This is a genomic window from Methylobacterium sp. A52T, from assembly GCF_053346095.1.
Genome location: NZ_JBKFBI010000024.1, coordinates 23343 through 44098 on the forward strand (window position 1 = coordinate 23343; position 20756 = coordinate 44098).

The window sequence follows — 20756 nt, forward strand, 5'->3', positions numbered from 1 at the left end:
GCCATGGCTCGGTTGGACGATGGCGGCCCCGGCCGCGACAGCTACGACGTCGTCGTGGTCGGCGGCGGGCCGGCCGGCGCCACGGCGGCGACCGACCTCGCCCGGGCCGGCCACGCGGTGCTGCTCCTCGACAAGCCCGGCCGGATCAAGCCCTGCGGCGGCGCGATCCCGCCGCGGCTGATCCGGGACTTCGCGATCCCGGACGCGCTCTTGGTGGCGAAGATCCGGTCCGCCCGGATGGTGGCGCCGAGCGGCAAGGCCGTCGACATGCCGGTGGGCGAGGGCTTCGTCGGCATGGTCGACCGCGAGCACTTCGACCCGTGGCTGCGCGAGCGGGCCGCGGCGGCCGGCGCCGACCTGCGGGCGGCGGCCTACGACCGGATCACCCGGCCCGACGACGGGCCGCCGCTGGTCCACTTCACCACCGGCGCGGGCGCCGACCTCGCCCGCCACGCCGTCCGGGCCCGCCTCGTCCTCGGCGCCGACGGCGCCTGCTCGCCGGTCGGCCGCGCGGAGGTGCCGGGCCACGCCAAGATGCGGCAGGTCTTCGCCTATCACGAGATCCTGCGGGTCCCGGAGGCCGGCGCCCCCGGGGCCGGGTCGGTCGATGCCACCCGGTGCGACGTCTACTACCAGGGCCGCCACTCGCCGGACTTCTACAGCTGGATCTTCCCCCACGGGGACACGCTGAGCATCGGCACCGGCAGCGCGCGGAAGGGGTTCTCGCTGCGCTCCTCGATCCGGGCCCTGCGCGCCGCCACCGGCCTCGACAACGCCGAGACCGTCCGCCGCGAGGGGGCGCCGCTGCCGCTGAAGCCCCTGAAGCGCTGGGACAACGGCCGGGACGTGCTGCTCGCGGGCGACGCCGCGGGCGTCGTCGCGCCGGCCTCCGGCGAGGGGATCTACTACGCGATGCTCGGCGGCCGGCTGTCGGCCGGGGCCGCCGCCGCCCTCCTGCCGCCCCGGGGCCCGCGCGCCCCCGGGGGGGGGGTCCCCCCCCGCGCCGCGGGGCGGCGGGGGGGGGGCGGGGCCCCCCCCCGCCTTCCTGCGGACCGGGGACGCGCGCGCCCTCGCGGGCGCGCGGAAGCAGTTCATGAAGCTGCACGGGCGCGTGTTCTGGATCCTCGGGATGATGCAGTGGGTCTGGTACCGCAGCGACGGCCTGCGCGAGCGCTTCGTCTCGATCTGCCGGGACAAGGACGTCCAGCAGCTCACCTGGGACAGCTACATGAACAAGGAGCTGGTCCGCGCGAAGCCCGCCGCCCACGCGCGGATCTTCTTCAAGGACCTCGCGCACCTGTTCCGCTGGGTCTCGCCGTGAGCCTCGCCGCCGCCGATCTGGGGCCGCCCGTGGTGGCGGCGGTCGCCGCCGTGCTGGTGGCCGTGGCCGGCGGCCTCGCGACCACGACGGACACGTGGTACCGGCGCCTGCGGGTCCCGGCCTGGAAGCCGCCGGACTGGGCCTTCGGGCCGGTCTGGGCGGTGATCTTCGCGCTCACCACCACGGCCGGCGTGCTGGCCTGGAACGGCGACACCGACCCCGTCGCCCGGGGCGTCCTGCTGGCCGCCTACGCGGTGAACGGGGTGCTCAACATCGCCTGGAGCGTGCTGTTCTTCCGGTTCCGCCGGCCCGACTGGGCGCTGGCCGAGGTCGCGGTCCTGTGGCTGTCCATCGCCGCGCTGGTGCTGGTGACCGGCCGGGTCTCGGGCGCGGCGGGGCTCATGAACCTGCCCTACCTCGCCTGGGTCAGCGTCGCCGCCTGCCTGAACCTGCGGATCGTCCGCCTCAACGGGCCGTTCGCGGAGCCCGCCTGATGGGGGCGCTCCTCGACCCGGTCCTCGGCCCCGCCTTCGCGTCGGGCCGGATCGTCGACGGGATCCTCCTGCTCGTCGCCCTGGAGGCGCTCGCCCTGGCGTGGCTCGCCCGCCGGGGCGGCCCGCCGCTGCCGTCCCTGCTGGCCAACCTCGCCTCCGGCGCCGCCCTGATGCTGGCCCTGCGGGCGGCGCTCGTGGGGAGCGGCTGGGTCGCGGTCGCCGGGTGGATGCTCGCCGGGCTCGTCGCCCATCTCGCCGACCTCGTCCTGCGGGTCCGGGCGGCCACGGCACAACGCCGCAGCGCGGCGCCGGCCGGAACAACGCCCGCGACGGCCGCGTTCACGCGCGTCACAAGTTTCAAACAGCTCTAAAATCGGGATGGGAGACGCGGCATGCAGCGCACGAGAGCCCTCTCCTCCGGCCGCGCGGCCCCGACGCGGCTCGCCCCGATGCGGGCCGCCCCGTTCCTCGCGGGCCTGCTCCTGGCCGCCCCAGCGCTGGCGCAGGACGGCTCGGCCGACCAGATCGAGCGCGGCAAGTACCTCGTGACGATGGGCGACTGCGCGGCCTGCCACACGGCGCCGGGCGGCAAGTACCTCGCCGGCAACTACGCGCTGAACATGCCCTTCGGCGTGATCATGACCCCCAACCTCACCCCCGACAAGGAGACGGGCCTCGGCAACTGGAGCTACGCCGACTTCGACCAGGCGTTCCGGCACGGCTACAGCAAGAACGTCGGCTACCTGTACCCGGCCTTCCCGTTCGCGTGGTTCACCAAGGTCACCGACGAGGACACCAAGGCGATCTGGGCCTACCTCCAGTCGGTCCCGGCCGTGAACGAGAAGCGGAAGGAGAGCCAGATCCCGTTCCCGTTCAGCGTCCGCACGGCGCTGGTGACGTGGCGGACGGCCTTCTTCACCGAGGAGCGGTTCAAGCCCGACCCGAAGGCCAGCGCCGAGGTGAATCGCGGCGGCTACCTCGTGGAGGGGCTCGGCCACTGCGCCATGTGCCACAACGAGAACAAGCTCGTCGGCAACTCGAGCTTCGCGGGCCGGTTCGGCGGCGGCGTGATCGACGGCTGGTACGCGCCCAACATCACCCCGGACGGCCACCAGGGCATCGGCGCCTGGACCGACGAGCAGGTGGTGACCTACCTCAAGACCGGCACCGCCCCGGGCGACCGGCCGGGCGTCGCCGCCGGGCCGATGCGCCAGACCATCATGGAATCCCTCTCCAAGGTGAAGGAGGAGGACCTGAAGGCCATGGTGGCGTACCTGCGCACCGTGCCGGCCAAGCAGACCTACAAGCCGAAGGACCTCACGGCCTTCGACACGCCCGACGCGCCCGGCGCCTCCACTTACCTGACCTACTGCTCCTCCTGCCACCAGCCCGACGGCAAGGGCATCGAGGGCGCGGTCCCGGCGCTCGCCGGCAACACCTCGGTCCAGTCCGAGGGGCCCGAGACGGTGCTGCGCGTGATCTACGGCGGGCTCGCCGCCCAGAGCGGGCTCGCCCCGATGGTGGCGATCGGCCAGCAGATGACCGACGTCGAGGTGAAGAACGTCACCGACTACATCCGCAATTCCTGGGGCAACAAGGCGCCGGTCGTGACCGGCGAGAAGGCCTCGGAGGCGCGCGCCGCCACCAAGACCATGCTGGCCGGCACGGCGCCCTGCGCGGAGATCGAGCAGGACAAGCTCAAGGCCGCCTTCGACAAGATCGGCCTCCAGGCGAGCCTGAAGGGCCTGAAGCAGCAGGACTTCGTCCCGACCCTCGCCCGGCTGGTGCAGCAGGTGAAGGCGGAGCCGACCGGGGTCACCGACGACGACATCGTCAACGGCCTGACCACGGCCTTCTGCAAGGTCGGCCGCGACGACCCGCAATACGGCAACCCGAGCTGGCCCGCGGTGATCGGCACCTTCGCGAACGTCGCCTACAGCCAGGTGAAGCACCCGGAGAAGCAGGCCGCCAACGTCCCCTCCGCCACCACGCCGCCGGCGAAGAACTGAGGCGCCGCCCCGCGGCCCCGGCCTGCCGGGGTTTTCGGGGCCGTCGGGGCGAGTTCGGGATCAGATCGGGCGGAACGGATAAAACCGTGTTTCGTTGGAGCCGGGACGTGCCGACCTCACGCCCGGAGTTCCCGTGTCCAGCCTCGTCCGCATCCTGCTCGCGATCTTCTTCCCGCCGATCGCCGTGCTCGTCACCACGGGCTTCGGCCTTCAGTTCCTGCTGAACATCCTGCTGTGGATCCTCGGCTGGCTGCCCGGCACGGTCCACGCCCTGTGGCTGATGAACCGCGACCGGCCGCTGGTCTGAGCCGTCAGGGCTTCCGGCCCTCGGGCTCGCCCTTCCGGAGGGCGGGCTTCTCCGCCTTCCCCTCGCCCCTCGCGTCGGCCTTCGATTCCGCCTTCGCGGTCTTCACCGCGTGGCCCTTGGCGGCCCTCGGCGCGACCGTCTCGGCGGCGTGGGCGATCTTCGCCGGCTCCGGCGCCGCCGTGGGCACGACCGCGGCGGGGGGCGCCCGGGGCCGGGGCGCGGCCCGCCGCGCCGGCCCCCGGCCCCCCGGGGGCCCCCCCCCCGGCGCGGCCCGCCGGGGTCGCGGGCGCCGCCGGGGCCGGCTTGTCCTTGGCGAAGAGCTGGCCGAACAGCTTCTGGTAGCTGCTCGCATCGCCGTCCGCGTCCGCCACCGCGATGCGGGCGGGCTTGTCGGGCAGGGCCGCCGTGGTCTCGACCTGCGCGCCGGGATCGGCGCGGTTCGCCATGAGTGTCGTGGGCGTGGCGGGCGCCGCGGGCTCCCGCCCGTGCCCCCTGCCGCCGGCCTTCGCGGCGCGGGCCGCGGCCGCCGGCTCGGCGCCGGCCAGCATCGTGGGCTGGGCCTTCGGCGCGAGCTCGATCTCCTGCGGGCCGGCCGCCAGGGTCTCGGGCCGGCTCACGTCGCCGAGATTGTGCCGGCCGTACTCCTTGGCGTCGTAGGGCAGCACCGTCTCGGTGCCGCCGAGGCTCGCGAAGGCGCTGGCGTTCTGCGGGCGGAAGACCGGGTTCTGGCCGCCGTCCTGGTAGACGACCCGCACCGCCGGCGTGCCCTTGGCGACGAGGTCGGCGACCGCGTGCGTGTCGCGCGCGCTCTTCTCCGCCACCAGCGGGTCGACACGGGGCTTGCACGAGCCGGCGGCCGCGTCGGCCCCGCCGAACACGTACTTGGTGCCGCACTGGCCGACCTTCGGCTCCTCGTGCAGGGCCTCGAAATAGTCGGACCCCTCCTTGAGGTTCTGCCAGAAGGCGATGTTCGGGTCGTTGCGGAACTTGGCCATGTTCTCGGCCGTCATCCGGAACGGGTAGGACTGGAACTGGAAGCTGCGCTGGCCGCCGATGAACGCGTCGCGGGCGACGGCGTAGATCTCCGCGATGGTGGCGTCGGTCATGGCGAAGCAGCCCGCCGACGAGCAGGTGCCGTGCACCATCAGGTACTTGCCGGTGCGCCCGTTGGCCCGGTCGACGGCGTTCGGGAAGCCCGTGTCGAACGAGAGGTAGTACGACGAGTTCGGGTTCATCAGGCCCGGGGTGATCGTGTAGAAGCCCTCCGGCGCCTGCCGGTCGCCCTCGCGGGTCTTCGGCCCGAGCTGGCCGGACCAGCGGCAGATCGGGTAGGTCTTCATGAGGGCGTAGCGGCCGTCGCTCCCCCGCTTCCAGATCTCCATCTCCGCCTCCTTCTTGAAGGTGCGGATCAGGATCGGGTCGGAGGGCTGCATCCCCTTGGACTGCATCAACGCGACGGTCTGGGGGGCGATCGGCGCGAGGCTGCGCGCGCTCGGGCCGTTGATCCCGGAACCGTCCTGGCAGGCGGCGAGCGACAGGGCCAGCAGGGACGCCGCCGCCAGCAGTCGCGCGGTCGCGAGACGCGCCGTCATGGGGAACCTCGATCGTCTTACGCGCGCCCGCGGGCCTTGCTGGCCGCGTCGGGTGCCACTCCCCAACCCAATAGGCTCGTTAAGCTTGCGCCTTCCTTACCGCAAGGACCCGGCTGCAACACTGGATTGTTCTCCGGTGTGGAGAGCCGGCGGATGCGCGCTATCCACAGCGCGCCGTGACCGTGGCGGGGCGCGCCCGGCCGCCGCGGCCGAGCCACAGCACGAGGACGAGGCCGGCCAGCGCCAGGGCGGCGCCGGCCAGCGACACCGCCGGGTAGCCGAGTCGGGCATCGATCACCGCCCCGCCGACGGCCGCCCCGACCGCGTTGCCGAGGTTGAAGGCGCCGATATTCATCGCCGAGGCGAGGTTGGGTGCCTCCGCGGCCTGCTCCATCACCCGCATCTGGAGCGGCGGCACCAGGGCGAAGCTGCCCACGCCCCAGAGGAAGATCAGAAGCGTCGCCGACACCTCTCCGTGCATGCCACCGGTGAACAGCACCAGGACGACGACGAGCCCGGCGAGGGATCCGATGATCGTGCCGTCCATCGAGCGGTCGGCGAGGCGGCCCCCGAGCCAGTTGCCGACGGTGAGGCCGAGACCGTAGAGGACGAGCATCGCGGTCACGAACGGGGTCTCCGCGCCGGTCTCGGTCCGCAGGATCGGCACGATGTAGGTGAACACCGTGAACATCGCGCTGGCGCCGACGACGGTCAGGGCGAGGGCGGCGAGCACCGGCCCGCGCCCGAGCACGCGCAGCTCCGCCCGCAGGTCGTCGCCGACCTCGGGCTTCAGCTCCGGCAGCGCGAGGCGCAGCGCCAGCATGGCGAGGACGCCGATGCACGCGATGGCCCAGAAGGCCGCGCGCCAGCCGAGCCTCTCGCCGAACCAGGCGGCGAGCGGCACGCCGCCGATCAGCGCGATGGTGAGCCCGGAGAACATCGCGGCCACCGCGGCGGCGCGATGCTGCGGCGGCACGATCCCGGCGGCCACCACCGAGCCGATCCCGAAGAAGGCGCCGTGGTTCAGCGAGGTCACCAGCCGGGCGACGACCAGCATGGCGTAGCTGTCGGCGAGCGCCGCCATCAGGTTGCCGAGGGTGAAGATCGCCATCAGCCCGATCAGCAGGCGTCGCCGGCCCACGCGCGCGGTGGCCAGCGTCATCAGCGGCGCGCCGATCAGGACGCCGACCGCGTAGGCGCTGACCACGAGGCCCGCCGCGGGGATCGACACGTTCAGGTCGTTCGCGATGAGGGGCAGCATGCCCATGGGGGTGAACTCGGTCACGCCGATGCCGAAGGCACCGACCGCGAGGGCGAGCAGGGGTGGGTTGAGCACCATGGGATCCGCGTCTCCGTTCGTTCCGGAACGGCAAGTGGCGGATTCGTCTTCGGGTTAGTAGCCCCCGCTTCGGACCAGGATCTGTGCGCCAGCGGCACGAATGCCGGCTTGCCGACGGAGGTTGAACGGGGCACCCTGCGGGCCGCTTCCGCCCGCACCCGGATGGGTCCGCGCCGATGGGCGGTCACCGCGCCGCACCGCTGAACGCGCGCGACCGCCCGGACGGGGTCGCACCGCCGGGAGCACCTCCGGCCACCGAGGGGACGGGCACCATGCTGCGCGACAGGATCGATCGGGCGGGCGAGATGGCGGTGTTCGTGGCGGTGGCGGAGGCCGGCAGCCTGTCGGGGGCGGCGCGCCGGCTCGGGCTGACGCCCTCGGCGGTCAGCCGGATCGTCGCCCGGACCGAGGCGCGGCTCGGCGCGCAGCTCCTCGTGCGGACCACCCGGACCCTCCGGCTCACCGCCGAGGGCGAGACCTACGGGCGCGCCGCGCGCCGCATCCTGGCGGATCTCGACGAGACCGAGGCCGCTTTGGCCGACCGGGGCTGCCCGCGCGGGCGGGTCCGGGTCAGCGCCGCCACCGCCCACGGCCGGCTCGTGATCGTGCCGCTGCTCGCCGCGTTCGTGGAGCGCCATCCCGGCATCACCGTCGAGATCGACCTCAGCGACGAGCTCGCCGACGTGCTGGGCGGCCACGCCGACGTGGCGATCCGGTTCGGGCCGCTCGCCGACAGCCCGCTCACCGCCCGCCGCCTCGGCGAGACCGGCCGAACCGTGGTCGCGGCGCCGGCCTACCTCGCCCGGGTCGGCACCCCGCACCGGCCGGCCGATCTGGCGGGGCACAACTGCCTGGATTTCACCTTTCGCCGGGCCGAGCCGGGATGGCCATTCCGGGAGGACGGGCGCGACGTCCTCCTGCCGGTCACCGGCAATGTCGCGGCCAACAACGGTGAGACCCTGGTCCAGCTCGCGGTACGGGGCGCCGGTATCACGCGCGTGGGCAACTTCCACATCGCCGACGAACTGGCCTCCGGCCGCCTGGTGCCGCTCCTGGAGCCGTTCAACCCGCAGGACCGGGAGGCGATCCACGCGGTGTTCGTGGGCGGCCCGGCCATGCCGGCCCGGGTGCGGGTGCTGGTGGATTTCCTGGCGGAGCAGACGCGCGTGACCGCGCCGGGCGCCCAACTTTGAGCTGCTTGCCCCGGCGGGATGAAGGCGCCACGTTCGCGGAGGCTGCCATCCGGATTCGGTCGATCGACCCGGACGGCTCGAACACGTGAACGTCGCCCATGACGGCCCTCTCTCTCGACACGCACGCCCTCGTCCGTCGCCTGCGGGCGACCGGCCTGTCCGAGGATCAGGCCGAGGCGATCACCGCGGCGATCCGCGAGAGTCGGGATTCCGATCTGACGAACCTCGTCACCAAGACCGATCTGGCCGAAGCGAAGTTCGACATCATGAAATGGGTGATCGGCTCGATCGGCTTCCAGACGATCGTCATCGTCGGCGCGATCGTTGCCCTGTCGCGCGCCGCGCATTGACGGCCGCCCGGAGAGTGGACCGGCGGCCGCACCGGCCGCGTTGCCCCGGCCCGCCCGCTCAGGCGAACAGCGCCGGCCGCCGCGCCGCCTCGGCGCGGATGATCGCCACCAGCGCCGCGTCGTCGGCCGGGTCGGCGAGCCGCAGGCCGACCGGCTCCGAGGGCGTGTGCACGGTGAGCCAGCGCAGGGTGGGCCGGAGGTCGACCGCCTCGACCACCGCCATGCGCGGGTGCCCGGTCTCGAGCTGCACGAAGGTCAGGTGGTTGCGGCTTGCGCGCTGCCCGAGCAGGTCGTCGATCGCCTCGACCACGTCCCGGGGCGTGTGGAGATGGGTCATCATCCAGAGCCGGTTGTCGGTGCCCTGCGTGTCGAGGGCCCGGCGCAGCCGGCGCACGCCCTCGGTGAGGAAGGAGTAGTCCGCCTCGCTCGTCGCCGGGTCGTGGTGGTTGAACACGCACTCGAGGCCGTGCCGCTCCCGGTAGAGGCGGTGGCGCCCCCGCCAGATGCCGGGGCCGCGCCGCTCGGCCTCCGGGATGCTCTCCAGCTGGCCCCGGTCGACGAGCGCCGCGAAGTCGTCGGCGAGGCAGTCCCGGGCCATGCCGGGCATGGAGAAGATCCAGTCGAGGGGCCCCGACCACTGGCGCAGGTCGAGCGTCTTGAGGACGTGCGCCATCTGGCAATTGCAGCCCAGGGAGACGTGGTTGTGCCGGCCCGGCTCCCGCGCGTCGCGCCGGCCGAGCAGCCGGCCGAGCGCGCCGAACAGGCCCCCCGTCGCCCCGGGCTCGCTCACAGGGTCCGGCCGATCGCCAGGAACTTCTCGGCGCGCCGGTCACGCACCTCGACGGGGGAGAGGCCGTCGAACTGCGCGAGGGCGTCGGCGATGGCGTCGCCCGCGGCCCGGATCGCCGCCTCGCGGTCGCGGTGCGCCCCGCCGGTGGCCTCCGGGATGATCGTGTCGATGACGCCGAGCCGCAGCAGGTCCTGGGCGGTGATCTTCATGGCGGTCGCGGCGTCCGACGCGCGGCCCTGGTCGCGCCACAGGATCGAGGCGGCGCCCTCCGGCGAGATCACCCCGTAGATCGCGTGCTCCAGCATCAGCACCCGGTTGGCGGTGGCGAGCGCGATCGCGCCGCCCGAGCCGCCCTCCCCGATCACCACGGCGACGTTGGGCACGCCGAGCGCGAGGCAGGCCTCGGTCGAGCGGGCGATGGCCTCGGCCTGGCCGCGCTCCTCCGCCTCGATGCCCGGATAGGCGCCGGCAGTGTCCACGAAGGCGAGGACCGGCAGACCGAACCGGTCGGCGGTCTCCATGAGGCGGACCGCCTTGCGGTAGCCCTCGGGCCGGGCCATCCCGAAATTGTGGCGCAGCCGCGCCTCGGTCGTGGCGCCCTTCTCCTGGCCGAGCACCAGGACCGGCCGGCCGCGGAACCGGCCGAACCCGCCCAGGATCGCCTCGTCCTCGCCGAAGCTGCGGTCGCCGGCCAGCGGGGTGAACTCGGTGATGAGCCCGTCGCGGTAGTCCACGAAGTGCGGCCGCTGCGGGTGGCGGGCCACCTGGGTCTTCTGCCAGGGGGTCAGATTCGCGTAGATCTCGGCGAGCGCCTGGCCGGCCTTGGCCTCGAGCCGGCCGACCTCCTCGGCGATGGAGACCGCGCCGTCGCGCGCGCTCACGGCGCGCAGCTCCTCGAGCTTGGCCTCCAGCTCGGCCACCGGCTTCTCGAAGTCGAGGTAGGTGCGCGTCACCGCCATCGTATCACAGGTCTTCCCGGGGTCCGCCGCGCGAGAGGCGGCGGGCGGGAGGTGTTGGCGATGGCGGGGATGGTGTCAACCGGCGGCGTGGCGGAAGCGCTCCGGGTCAGGGCCGCGTCAGGCCGCGTCCAGCGCCTCCCGGGCGATCCGACGGCAATGCTCCAGGTAGCCGCGCTGGTGCGCGCCCATCAGGTCGGTGACCGCCGACCAGAGCCAGCCGGGGGCGTCGGGGCCCGGCCCCGGCGCCCGCACGGCGTCGATCCAGGCCCGGCGGTCGGACGCGCCCATCTGGCGGCCGTGGGCCCGGCCCAGGATGGCGGCGAGGTGCCGGGAGACGCGGACCGCCTCGCCGCGGGAGAACTGCTCGGCGTCGATCTTGAGATCCTGCGGCAACAGCTCGCGGACGGTGACGGGCGTGCCGCCGATGTGGCCGGCGACCATCCGGTCGCCGAGGTTGGGCGACAGCGCCCGCGCCCCCGCGACGACCCGCGCGGCGTGGTCGGGCGGCACCGCGATCCCGGCGGCGGCCGGCGCGAGGTGCGGCACCGCCTCCTTGACGTCGAGGAGGGCGAGCTGCGGGCGGTCGCCGCCCAGCACCTCCACCAGGGCGGCGTAGCGCAGGCGCCCGAGGGAGCTGCAGCCCTTGATCCAGTAGGCGGCGTCGAGCAGCCGGATCTCGGCGTCGTCGGCCGCGCTGCCGAGCGCCAGGACGAGGCGGCGGATCTCCGGGTCGCGGATCAGCGCCGTCAGCGCGTCCTGCTCGTCGGCGTCGAGGTCGAAGAACCGGCTGCCCCGCGGGAGCCGGGCGGCCTTGCCCTTCAGGCGCTCGCGCGAGAGGTGGCGCCAGCGCCGGCCGAGCGCCCGCCGCTTCGTCGTGACGACGATCTCGGACGGGTCGACGCCGCGCTCGGCGCCCTCGGGATCGGCGATCCCGTCGGCGTAGCCGTCCGCCATGGCGTCCATCATCCGGGCGGTGACGATGCCCGGCAGGGTCGCGTTGAGCGCCGCGGTGACCAGGGACAGCGCGAGCCGGACGAGGTCGAAGGCCGGGTTCGCCACCACGGTCTGGTCGAGGTCGCGGATCTGGATGTCGATCCCGCCGTCCGGGCCGGCGAGCGCGCCGAGATTGCCGAGATGCGCGTCGCCGCAGATCCAGACGGGCGGCCCCTCGGGCAGGGTACCGGCCGGCATCCCGGCGAGCAGCTCGTAGAACCGCGCCGTGCTGCCGCGGACGTAGGCGTGCGGCGAGGACGCGATCTTGCACAGGCGGCGGTGGTTCAGCACGCTCGCGTCGCGGCCGGATCGTGCCGGTACCTGCATGTCCATGGGTTCGGTCCCGCGCGCCGCTCCGCCGGCCTCGACGGGCCGGCCGAATCCGATAACACGGCGAGGCCGGGCTTTTCATCCGCGCGCGCGGGCGCGCGGATTGACGCGGGGGGGCGCCTGTCAGGCCGCCGGTCAGGCTGCCTGCGACTCGACCCGGTTCCGGCCCGCCGCCTTGGCCCGGTAGAGGGCGAGGTCGGCGCGGCGGAGCATGTCGGCGGGGCCGAGATCCTCGCCGCGGCGCACGGCGACGCCGATCGAGACCGTCACCGACACGGCCCGGGTCGCCCCCTGCACGGTGAACGGCACCGCCTCGACGCGCTCGCGGATGCGCTCGGCGATGCCCTGCGCCTCGACGAGGCCCGCCTCCGGCAGGATCACCACCACCTCCTCGCCGCCGTAGCGCGCCACGATGTCGATCGGCCGCGTGTGCTGGCGGACCCGCTCGGCGAAGCCGCGCAGCACCTCGTCGCCGGCCTCGTGGCCGAAGCTGTCGTTGATCCCCTTGAAGTGGTCGATGTCGAGGATCAGCGCGGCGAGGCTCGACCGGCGGGCGGCCTCGTCGCCGAACAGGGTGCCGAGGTGGCTGTCGAGGTAGCGCCGGTTGTGCAGGCCGGTGAGCGCGTCGGTCACGGCCATCTGCAGGGAGGCCTGCATCGCCCCCCGGAGCGCGTCGGTGAAGCGCTTGCGCTTCACCTGGGTGCGGACCCGGGCCATCAGCTCGTTGCGGTCGACCGGCCGCATCAGGAAGTCGTGCACGCCGAAATCGAGGCCGCGGACCACCCGGGCGCGGTCGTACTCCTCGGCGAGCATGATCAGCGGCATCGCCCGGGTCCGGTCGAGGGACCGGAGCTGGCTGCACAGGCGCAGGCCGTCGAAGCCGGTGAGGTCGAGGCTCACGAGGGCGAGGTCGAAGGACTCCTCGGCGGCGAGGCGCAGGGCCTCCTGCGGGTCGGGCTCGACCGTGACGACGTGGTGCTGGCGCAGGGCCCCGGCGAGGCGCTCGGCCGAGCCGGGCCGGTCCTCGATCAGCAGGATCCGGGCGTCGAGGCCGGTCTCGGCGGTGGCGAGCGCCAGGGGATCGCCGATCCCGAACTCCCGGGAGGCGAGCGCGCGCTGGCGCAGCTCGTCCGTCACGGCCTTGAGCCGCACGAGGCTGCGCACCCGGGTGAACAGGGCGGTGTCGTCCACCGGCTTGGTCAGGAAGTCGTCGGCCCCGGCGTCGAGGCCGCGCAGGCGGTCCGCGGGCTGGTCGAGGGCCGTGACCATTACCACCGGGATGTGGGCCGTGAGCGGGTTGTTCTTGAGGTGCCGGCAGACCTCGAACCCGTCCATGCCGGGCATCATCACGTCGAGCAGGACGAGGTCGCAGAGGCCCTTCTCGCAGATCGCGATCGCGTCCCGGCCGTTCATGGCCGCGAGCGTGTCGAAATATTCCAGGCCGAGCTTCGTCTCCAGAAGCCTGACGTTCGGGAACAGATCGTCGACGATCAGGACACGGGCCGACATGGTTCCTCGTGCGGGCGCGGGTGAGCGGCCCGGACCGGGCGCCGTGTGCCGTGGGTGCGCGCCGCCGGTCGGCCGCCGGGGCCGGGGCGGACACGACGGGACGGACGGTTGAACCGGTCACCCGGCCCGGCGCGGCCGGGGGTCCGGTTCAACGGCACGCCTCGCCGGCGTCAACGCGGTTCAAGATAGGCCCGAACCGTTGCCAAAAACTTCGCGACCGAGATCGGCTTCGACAGGTAGGCCTCGCAGCCGCCCTCGCGGATCCGCTCCTCGTCGCCCTTCATGGCGAAGGCCGTGATGGCGATCACCGGGATGCTCTTGAGGTCGTCGTCCTCCTTGAGCCACTTCGTCACCTCGAGGCCGGAGACCTCGGGGAGCTGGATGTCCATGAGGATCAGGTCGGGGTGATGGGCGCGCGCCAGCTCGATCGCCTCGATGCCGTGGGCGGTCTTGAGCGTCGCGTAGCCGTTCGCCTCCAGGAGATCGTTGAACAGCTTCATGTTCAACTCGTTGTCCTCGACGATCAGCACCGTCTTCTTCATGATCCGTTGTCCCGGTGCGCGCCGATCATGATTAGCGGGCCGTGAAGCCCCTCCGTCACCTTTGTAGCGTTCACATGTTGATGAATGGCAAACCTCTTCAAGGGCATGAGTCGGCCGAACGGCTCGCCCTGGACGTTCTGTTGTGGATCGCTGGGGACGAGGACCGTCTCCTGCCCTTCCTGGCGGCGAGCGGCCTGAGCCCCGACACGCTCCGGGCGAGCGCCCGGGAGCCGGCCTTCCTGGTCGGCGTCCTCGACCACGTGATGGGCGACGAGAACGTGCTCGTCGCCTGCGCCAACGGCCTCGGGATCAAGCCGGAGCGGATCGCCGCGGCCTGGCAGGCGCTCTCGCCGCGGCCGGACGACGAATGGGCGTGAGGCGGGCCCTCAGGGCGTGCAGCCCTTCCCGGCCTCCTTGTCGGCCCGCCCCGCCTTGGCGTCGATGTCGAGGGCGGTCATGTCGCCCAGGATGGCGAAGTCGCCGTAATCGAGCTTGAGCGCGCCGCTGACGCCGTTCTCGTAGAGGTCGAAGCCGAGGGTGTAGATCGGCGTCCGCTCCCCGGCGCCCTCGGTGTAGTAGCTGAGGCGGACCGGCCAGCGCGGCATGGTGGCCAGCGACCCGTCGCGCAGGGGCTTGTCGCGGGTCGAGCCGGAGGCCGGGGCCGGGCCGGTCGCGGCGTGGCCGATCACCGCGAAGGTGTCGTAGACCTTCCGGCCGTCGTCGGAGCCGTCGAAGACCTTGACCGCGAGGGTCGACTGGCCGGCCCGCGCCGCCTCGATCAGGCGGCGCATGTGCTCGCTCGGGAACAGGACCGGCCCCTCGACGGTGAACGGCTTCGGGCCGCCCTTCAGCTTCACCGTCAGGGCGTCGCCCTGCTCGGAGGCGGTCCCGTCCACGGGGGCGGCGGGCTTGTTGTTGGTGAGCGTCGTCGTCTTGAACCGGAACTCGCGCCCCTGCCCGCCCTCGAAGGTGGTGCTGCGCATGTCGGACAGGCGCGCGCCGGTCTCGCCGGAGGACAGCTCCGTCACCTGGCGGGTCTGCATCGTGTAGCCGCGGCAGGCGTCGCCCCGGAAGTCGATGACGATGCGCCCGCGGGCGCTCTCCACCGAGCGGGTGCCGCCGCCCTCGGCCAGCGACAGGTCGTAGACCGCGCGGTGGTTGGCGAGCACGATCTCGGGCGCCGGCGGCTTGGCCTCCGGTTCGGGCGCGGCGGGCGGGGCCGCGCGGGCGGGCCCGGCGCAGACGAGAAGACCGGCCGTCAGCAGTGGGAAGAGGCGCAGGCGCATGGACAACCCCGGTTCGGTCCGCCGCAGATAGCAGGCTCAGGGAATCGGGCAATGCTTGGGCCGCCCCCGAACCGCCGGGCACCCGCGCCGGACGGCGCCCCGATCCGCCCGCGTCCGCCCTACCGGTAGCCCTCGGCCTGGAGGGCGAACAGCTCGGCGTAGCGGCCGCCCCGCGCCATGAGGGCGGCGTGGCTGCCCTCCTCCAGGACCCGGCCGCCCTCCAGGACGAGGATGCGGTCGGCCATGCGCACGGTGGAGAAGCGGTGCGAGATCAGCACCGTCGTCCGCCCGGCCGACAATTCCCGGAACCGGGCGAAGACGTCGTGCTCGGCCCGGGCGTCGAGGGCCGCGGTCGGCTCGTCCAGGATCAGGATCTCGGCCTCGCGCATGTAGGCCCGGGACAGCGCGACCTTCTGCCACTCGCCCCCGGAGAGGTCGAGGCCGCCGGCGAAGCGCTTGCCCAGCGGCTGGGCGTAGCCCGCGGGCAGCCGCTCGATCACCGGGGCCGCGAGCCCCCGGGCCGCCGCGGCCGCGATCCGGTCCGCGTCGTCGGCGGCCGCGATCCGGCCGACCGCGACGTTCTCCCCGGCAGTGAGGTCGAAGCGGACGAAGTCCTGGAAGATCGCCCCGATCCGCGCCCGCAGGTCGTCGAGGTCGTAGGCGGGCAGCGGCACGCCGTCGAGGAGCACGCGGCCCTCGTGCGGGTCGTACAGCCGGGTCATCAGCTTGACGATCGTGGTCTTGCCGGCGCCGTTGCCGCCGACCAGCGCCACCGTCTCCCCGGCCCGGACCGCGAAGGAGAGGTCGCGCAGCGCGAAAGTCTGCGTGCCCGGGTAGCGGTAGCCGACCCCCTCGAAGACCAGCCCCGCGCGGATCGGGCTCGGCACCGGCGCGGGCCGCGCGGGCGAGCGGATCTGCGGCCGGATCGCGAAGAAGGCGTAGAAATCCTCGAGGTACTGCGCCTGGCCGGTGATCTGGGTCAGCCCGAGGAGCAGCCCCTCCAGGCCGCCGCGCAGCCGCTGGAACGCGCCGGCCAGGAAGGCGAGGTCGCCCACCGAGAAGGCGCCCGCCACCGTCCGCCAGACGATCACCGCGTAGGCGGCGTAGTAGGCGAGCGTCCCGAGGCTCGCGAAGGCGAAGCCCCAGCCGGCCCGGGCGACCGCGAGGCCGCGGTTCTCGGCGAGCAGCCGCCCCGCCACCGCGGCGTAGAGCCCGGTGACGTAGCCCGCGAGGCCGAAGAGCTTGATCTCCTTGGCGGTCTCGACGCTGGCGCCGAGGTAGCGCAGGTAGTCGATCCGCCGCCGCTCGGGGCTGCGGATCCAGGCGAGGCGGTAGCCGGCCTTGGTGAAGTGCCACTCGTTGAGCACCGCCGGGACCAGGGCGGCGGCGATCAGCACGACGAGCCAGGGCGTGAAGGCCGCGACCCCGACCGCCAGGGTCGCGAGGGTCAGGAGGCCCTGCAGCTGGCCGAACACCGTGCCGATGAGGCCGGTGCGGCCGCTGACCTGCCGGCGGGCCCGCTCCAGCCGGTCCTGCTGGGCGCTGTCCTCGAACTGCGCGAGGTCGAGCTCGGCGGCGTGCGCCATCAGCCGCAGGGAGGCCGCGTTGGCGTAGAGGTCGCCGATCAGGGTCTCGACGAGGCTCGAGAGCCGGCCGGTCAGGTCCGAGAGCAGGGCGAGGCCGAACTCGGCGGCGACGAGGCCGGCGAGCCGCGCCCGGCCGGGATCGGCGAGCCACGCCGCGAGCCCCCCCTCCGGCGCCGGCCGGGCGTGCTCGGCCACGATCCCGTCGAGGATCAGCTTGGCGAGGTAGAGGGCCAGGACCGGCAGGCAGGCCGCCACGAGGCGCAGCGACAGGCTCGCCGCCAGCAGGCGCGGGCTCGCGGCGGCGATCTCCCGGAACAGGGTCGGCAGGTAGCGCAGGGCGCCGACGCGCTCGCCCAGGCGATCGCCCAGGCGCCCGCCGAGTCGCCGACGCAGTCCCGCCCCCGGCCGCGGTGCGGGCCCGCTCATACCCTGGGGATGACCCGCCGGGTTTGGAGCGTGGATTGGACGACGCGCAAGGACATCATTAACTGTAGATGCATATAGTTTTAATCCTCGTCGAGTGGTGCGTGCTCAGCGGTCCTGCAATCCTCAGAGTTTCGGTTCTCCTCATCATTGCCGGCATCCTCGCGGCGGTGGTGCAGGCCCTGCTGCCGAGCCCCGCGCCCGGACCGGCGACTCCGCCCGCGTCCGCTCCGGAGACACCGGCGGCCCCCCAGCCCTCGGCGACGGTCCGGCGCGTCGAGCCGCCTCCTGCGGCTCCCGCGGCTCCCGTGGTTCCTGCGGCGCCGCCCGCTCCGCCCACCCCGTCCGCCCCGCCCGCGGCGGCGGTCGAGCCCGCTCCCGCCCCGCCCGGTGGCGCTCCGGCGCCGACGCGGATGCCCTCCGACGCGACGGCCTTCCCCGCCGAGCCGCTCCCGCGGGAGGCGCAGCCCGATCCGTCGGCGCAGGAGGCGGCCGGTCAGGCCGAGGTCGACCGGGCGGAGGACAGCGCCGGTCCCCGGGCCCTGGCCATCCTCGATCTCAACACCGCCTCGGTGGCGGATCTCAATCACCTGCGCGGCGGCGGCGCCATCGGCCGGGCGATCGTCGCCAAGCGGCCCTACACGTCGGTGGAGCAGCTGCTGTCGAAGCGCGTGCTCAGCCGGTCGGTCTACGAGAAGATCAAGGATCAGGTGACTGTGCGGTGACTGTGCGGTGACTGTGCGGTGACTGTGCGGTGACTGTGCGGTGACTGTGCGGTGACCGTGCGGTGAGCGGCCGCGGCCCCGCGATCCGCTCCGGCCCGCTCCGTCTTGCGGCGTCCGAGGATATAAATTAGCGCTGTGCGGGATATCCCCGGGGGCCGCGCATGCCGCTCTACGTCAAGGATCCGCAGGTCGACGCCCTCGCGACCCAGCTCATGGCGCTGCTGGGCACGAGCAAGACCGACGCGGTGCGCCGCGCGCTTCAGAACGAGATCGCCCGCCAGACGAACCGGCCCGATCTCGTCGCGCGGACGGCCGACTTCGTCCGTGCCCTGCACGAGCGTGCCGGTCCGGACCGGAAGCCCGCCGACGCGGCGTTCATCGACGGTCTGTACGAGCGCACCTGAGGCGGGACCCGATGTTCGTGGATGCGTCGGCCCTCACGGCGATCCTCACCGACGAGACGGATGCGGCCGCCCTGGCGGCCCGGCTTCAGCGGGCGCCGCGCCGCGTGACGTCGCCCCTGGCGGTCTGGGAAACCGGCGTGGCCGTGGCGCGCCACCTCGATCTCCCGGTCCCGACCGCCCGCGAGGCGGTGCACGCCTATCTCGACCTCGCCGGCATCGAGATCCTGGCCGTCCCGCCGGAGGCCGAAGCGGGCGCGCTGGACGCCTACGACCGCTTCGGCAAGGGCCGGCACCCGGCCGGCCTGAACTTCGGCGACTGCTTCGCCTACGCCTGTGCCCGCGCCCACGGCGTCCCGCTGCTCTACAAGGGCAACGACTTCCCGCTCACGGACATCGAGACCGCCTGAGGCCGACGGTCCGCGCGCGGGGCAAGCGGGGCGCGGCGGGCGGAGGACCGCCGCCGCGCGTCCTCAGAGCTTCGTGCCGAAGATCTCGGCCACCTGCGGGATGTCCTTGTCGCCGCGGCCCGACATGTTGAGCACCATGAGGTGCTCGGCCGGGCGCTGCGGCGCGAGTTCCAGGATCTTGGACAGGGCGTGGGCCGGCTCCAGGGCCGGGATGATCCCCTCCAGCATCGAGCAGAGCTTGAACGCCTCCAGCGTCTCGGAATCGGTCGCCGACAGGTAGGTGACCCGGCCCATCTCGTGGAGCCACGCGTGCTCGGGGCCGATGCCCGGATAGTCGAGGCCCGCCGAGATCGAGTGGGCGTCGGCGATCTGGCCGTCCCCGTCCATCAGCAGGTAGGTGCGGTTGCCGTGCAGCACGCCCGGCTTGCCGCCGGTCAGCGAGGCCGCGTGCAGGCCCGACTGGACGCCGTGGCCCGCGGCCTCGACGCCGAAGATCTCGACCTCCCGGTCGTCCAGGAAGGGGTGGAACAGCCCCATGGCATTCGAGCCGCCGCCGATGCAGGCGACGAGCGAGTCCGGGATCCGGCCCTCCTGCGCGATCATCTGCTCGCGGGTCTCGCGGCCGATCACCGACTGGAAGTCCCGCACCATCGCCGGGTACGGGTGCGGGCCCGCCACCGTGCCGATGCAGTAGAACGTGTCGGCGACGTTGGTGACCCAGTCGCGCAGCGCCTCGTTCATGGCGTCCTTGAGGGTCTTGGTGCCGGATTCCACCGGGATCACCTCGGCGCCGAGCATCTTCATGCGGAAGACGTTGGGCGCCTGCCGGGCGACGTCGACCGCGCCCATGTAGACGACGCACTTGAGGCCGAAGCGCGCGCACAGCGTCGCGGTGGCGACGCCGTGCTGGCCGGCGCCGGTCTCGGCGATGATCCGCGGCTTGCCCATGCGGCGGGCCAGCAGGATCTGGCCCAGCACGTTGTTCACCTTGTGGGAGCCGGTATGGTTCAGCTCCTCGCGCTTGAAATAGACCTTGGCGCCCTGCCCGGCCGGCGCCTTGGCGCGCAGGTGCTCGGTGAGGCGCTCGGCGTAGTAGAGCGGGCTCGGCCGGCCGATATAGTGGGTGCCGTAGCTCTCCATCTCGGCCTGGAAGGTCGGGTCCTGCTTGGCCGCGTCGTAGGCCGCCTCCAGCTCGAGGATCAGCGGCATCAGCGTCTCGGCGACGAAGCGGCCGCCGAAGATGCCGAAGCGGCCGCGCTCGTCGGGGCCGGTGCGGAAGGAGTTGGGCTCGGGGGCGATGGTCACGGGACGGATCCTGCGCGCGCGTGTCGATCTGTTGCCGGGTGCCTAGACCCATGTCGCCGCCACCGCAATGCGGCCAGCCGCGCGCGTAACCGCGACGGCCTTCCGGACGAAGGTCTGTCAGCAACCGAATGGAGGCCAGCATGGCTCTTCGCGACACGATCCGCCCGCTCCTCGGGGCCGCCCTCGGGCTCGGCCTCGCGGGGACACTCCTTCTGCCGCGCCTGCCGGCGCTGGCCGAAGAGGCGCCCCGGCGCCTTCCGGAGCCCGCGATCCACTCGGCCGAGGCGCCGGGCTCGCACGTCGCGGTGTTCGCAGGCGGCTGCTTCTGGGGTGTGCAGGGCGTGTTCCAGCACGTGCGCGGAGTGAGCAACGCGGTCTCGGGCTATGCCGGCGGCACTCGTGCCGACGCCGATTACCGGACGGTCAGCGGCGGTGGCACCGGCCATGCCGAGGCCGTGGCGGTCACCTACGATCCGGCCCAAATCCGCTACGACGAATTGCTGCGGATCTTCTTCTCGGTTGCCCTCGACCCGACCCAGGTGGATCGCCAGGGGCCCGATTCCGGGCGCCAGTATCGCTCAGCCCTGTTCCCGCAGGATGCCGAGCAGGCGCGGATCGCCAAGGCCTACATCGCCCAGCTCGACGCGGCGAAGACCTACGCGCGGCCGGTGGCCACGCGGATCGAGCCGGGCGCGGCGTTCTACCCGGCGGAAGGCTACCACCAGGACTTCATGGCCCTGCACCCCGGCCACCCGTACATCGCCGCCAACGACGCGCCGAAGCTCGAGGCTCTGAAGCAGCTGTTCCCGGAGCGGACGGCCGCGCAGCCGGTGCTGGTGAACCGCCCGCCGGCGTGAGGGCCCGCGCCGTCACCGCGAGCCGTCCGGACGTC

The 20756-nt window shown here is 73.2% G+C and carries 20 protein-coding genes and 2 pseudogenes; 12 read left to right on the forward strand and 10 right to left on the reverse strand.

The window, feature by feature from the left end; translation table 11 throughout:
• Positions 1–3 precede the first annotated feature (3 nt).
• The 5 genes and pseudogenes from ACLBYE_RS08585 to ACLBYE_RS08605 all read left to right on the forward strand — a co-directional run bounded on the left by ACLBYE_RS08585 (position 4) and on the right by ACLBYE_RS08605 (position 4131).
• Positions 4–1321 (forward strand): annotated as a pseudogene (locus tag ACLBYE_RS08585) (geranylgeranyl diphosphate reductase).
• Positions 1318–1815, forward strand: coding sequence for a TspO/MBR family protein (locus ACLBYE_RS08590; protein ID WP_447693839.1), 498 nt, complete (start codon positions 1318–1320; stop codon positions 1813–1815). The pseudogene ACLBYE_RS08585 and the gene ACLBYE_RS08590 overlap by 4 nt, the downstream one beginning before the upstream one ends.
• On the forward strand, positions 1815–2186 hold the full coding sequence (locus ACLBYE_RS08595; RefSeq protein WP_447693840.1) for a hypothetical protein: 372 nt from the start codon (positions 1815–1817) through the stop codon (positions 2184–2186). Before ACLBYE_RS08590 ends, ACLBYE_RS08595 begins: the two co-directional genes overlap by 1 nt.
• A gap of 21 nt (positions 2187–2207) precedes the next feature.
• Entirely contained in the window at positions 2208–3824 is a 1617-nt protein-coding gene (locus ACLBYE_RS08600; protein ID WP_447693841.1) for a cytochrome c, read from the forward strand.
• Between the two features lie 133 nt (positions 3825–3957).
• Positions 3958–4131: a YqaE/Pmp3 family membrane protein gene (locus ACLBYE_RS08605; protein WP_012318839.1), complete on the forward strand. Its 174-nt coding sequence runs from the start codon at positions 3958–3960 to the stop codon at positions 4129–4131.
• Between the two features lie 1127 nt (positions 4132–5258).
• On the opposite strand, the pseudogene ACLBYE_RS08610 reads toward ACLBYE_RS08605, so the two are convergent.
• A pseudogene (locus tag ACLBYE_RS08610) lies at positions 5259–5723 on the reverse strand (L,D-transpeptidase family protein); the annotation flags it as partial.
• A gap of 160 nt (positions 5724–5883) precedes the next feature.
• Positions 5884–7062, reverse strand: a complete 1179-nt coding sequence (locus ACLBYE_RS08615; RefSeq protein ID WP_447693842.1) for an MFS transporter — start codon at positions 7060–7062, stop codon at positions 5884–5886.
• Between the two features lie 272 nt (positions 7063–7334).
• On the opposite strand from ACLBYE_RS08615, the gene ACLBYE_RS08620 reads away from it, so the two are divergent.
• On the forward strand, positions 7335–8255 hold the full coding sequence (locus ACLBYE_RS08620) for a LysR family transcriptional regulator (RefSeq protein WP_447693843.1): 921 nt from the start codon (positions 7335–7337) through the stop codon (positions 8253–8255).
• Positions 8256–8353: 98 nt separating this feature from the next.
• The gene (locus ACLBYE_RS08625) at positions 8354–8605 is read left to right on the forward strand and encodes a DUF1640 domain-containing protein (RefSeq protein WP_020095238.1); all 252 of its coding nucleotides are present in this window, start codon (positions 8354–8356) and stop codon (positions 8603–8605) included.
• 58 nt (positions 8606–8663) lie between these two features.
• Here ACLBYE_RS08625 and ACLBYE_RS08630 read toward each other — a convergent pair whose 3' ends face one another.
• From ACLBYE_RS08630 to ACLBYE_RS08650, 5 genes are all read right to left on the reverse strand, one after another.
• A complete protein-coding gene (locus ACLBYE_RS08630; RefSeq protein WP_447693844.1) occupies positions 8664–9395 on the reverse strand; it encodes a DUF1796 family putative cysteine peptidase in 732 nt (243 codons plus the stop codon).
• Positions 9392–10354 carry an acetyl-CoA carboxylase carboxyltransferase subunit alpha gene (locus ACLBYE_RS08635; protein ID WP_447693845.1) on the reverse strand — a complete coding sequence of 321 codons (963 nt, stop codon included), beginning with the start codon at positions 10352–10354 and terminating at the stop codon, positions 9392–9394. The genes ACLBYE_RS08630 and ACLBYE_RS08635 overlap by 4 nt, the downstream gene beginning before the upstream one ends.
• A 117-nt stretch (positions 10355–10471) precedes the next feature.
• A complete protein-coding gene (locus ACLBYE_RS08640; RefSeq protein WP_447693846.1) occupies positions 10472–11680 on the reverse strand; it encodes a DUF2252 family protein in 1209 nt (402 codons plus the stop codon).
• Positions 11681–11812: 132 nt separating this feature from the next.
• Positions 11813–13186, reverse strand: coding sequence for a PleD family two-component system response regulator (locus ACLBYE_RS08645; protein WP_447693847.1), 1374 nt, complete (start codon positions 13184–13186; stop codon positions 11813–11815).
• Between the two features lie 170 nt (positions 13187–13356).
• Entirely contained in the window at positions 13357–13728 is a 372-nt protein-coding gene (locus tag ACLBYE_RS08650) for a response regulator (RefSeq protein WP_007560977.1), read from the reverse strand.
• 80 nt (positions 13729–13808) lie between these two features.
• Here ACLBYE_RS08650 and ACLBYE_RS08655 point away from each other — a divergent pair, with 80 nt between their 5' ends.
• Complete coding sequence (locus tag ACLBYE_RS08655) at positions 13809–14105, forward strand: DUF3572 domain-containing protein (RefSeq protein ID WP_447693848.1); 297 nt, start codon at positions 13809–13811, stop codon at positions 14103–14105.
• Positions 14106–14114: 9 nt separating this feature from the next.
• On the opposite strand, the gene ACLBYE_RS08660 is transcribed toward ACLBYE_RS08655, so the two are convergent.
• Positions 14115–15014 carry a cell envelope integrity EipB family protein gene (locus ACLBYE_RS08660; protein ID WP_447693849.1) on the reverse strand — a complete coding sequence of 300 codons (900 nt, stop codon included), beginning with the start codon at positions 15012–15014 and terminating at the stop codon, positions 14115–14117.
• Between the two features lie 119 nt (positions 15015–15133).
• Positions 15134–17026: an ABC transporter ATP-binding protein gene (locus tag ACLBYE_RS08665; protein WP_447693850.1), complete on the reverse strand. Its 1893-nt coding sequence runs from the start codon at positions 17024–17026 to the stop codon at positions 15134–15136.
• Between the two features lie 410 nt (positions 17027–17436).
• On the opposite strand from ACLBYE_RS08665, the gene ACLBYE_RS08670 reads away from it, so the two are divergent.
• From ACLBYE_RS08670 to ACLBYE_RS08680, 3 genes are all read left to right on the forward strand, one after another.
• Positions 17437–17748, forward strand: coding sequence for a helix-hairpin-helix domain-containing protein (locus tag ACLBYE_RS08670; protein ID WP_020095230.1), 312 nt, complete (start codon positions 17437–17439; stop codon positions 17746–17748).
• Positions 17749–17909: 161 nt separating this feature from the next.
• On the forward strand, positions 17910–18152 hold the full coding sequence (locus ACLBYE_RS08675; protein WP_012318851.1) for a type II toxin-antitoxin system VapB family antitoxin: 243 nt from the start codon (positions 17910–17912) through the stop codon (positions 18150–18152).
• A gap of 11 nt (positions 18153–18163) precedes the next feature.
• Entirely contained in the window at positions 18164–18559 is a 396-nt protein-coding gene (locus ACLBYE_RS08680; RefSeq protein ID WP_447693851.1) for a type II toxin-antitoxin system VapC family toxin, read from the forward strand.
• A 63-nt stretch (positions 18560–18622) separates the two neighbouring features.
• On the opposite strand, the gene trpB is transcribed toward ACLBYE_RS08680, so the two are convergent.
• Complete coding sequence (gene trpB / locus ACLBYE_RS08685) at positions 18623–19864, reverse strand: tryptophan synthase subunit beta (protein ID WP_447683188.1); 1242 nt, start codon at positions 19862–19864, stop codon at positions 18623–18625.
• Positions 19865–20004: 140 nt separating this feature from the next.
• On the opposite strand from trpB, the gene msrA reads away from it, so the two are divergent.
• The gene (msrA, locus tag ACLBYE_RS08690; protein WP_447693852.1) at positions 20005–20721 is read left to right on the forward strand and encodes a peptide-methionine (S)-S-oxide reductase MsrA; all 717 of its coding nucleotides are present in this window, start codon (positions 20005–20007) and stop codon (positions 20719–20721) included.
• Positions 20722–20756 lie beyond the last annotated feature (35 nt).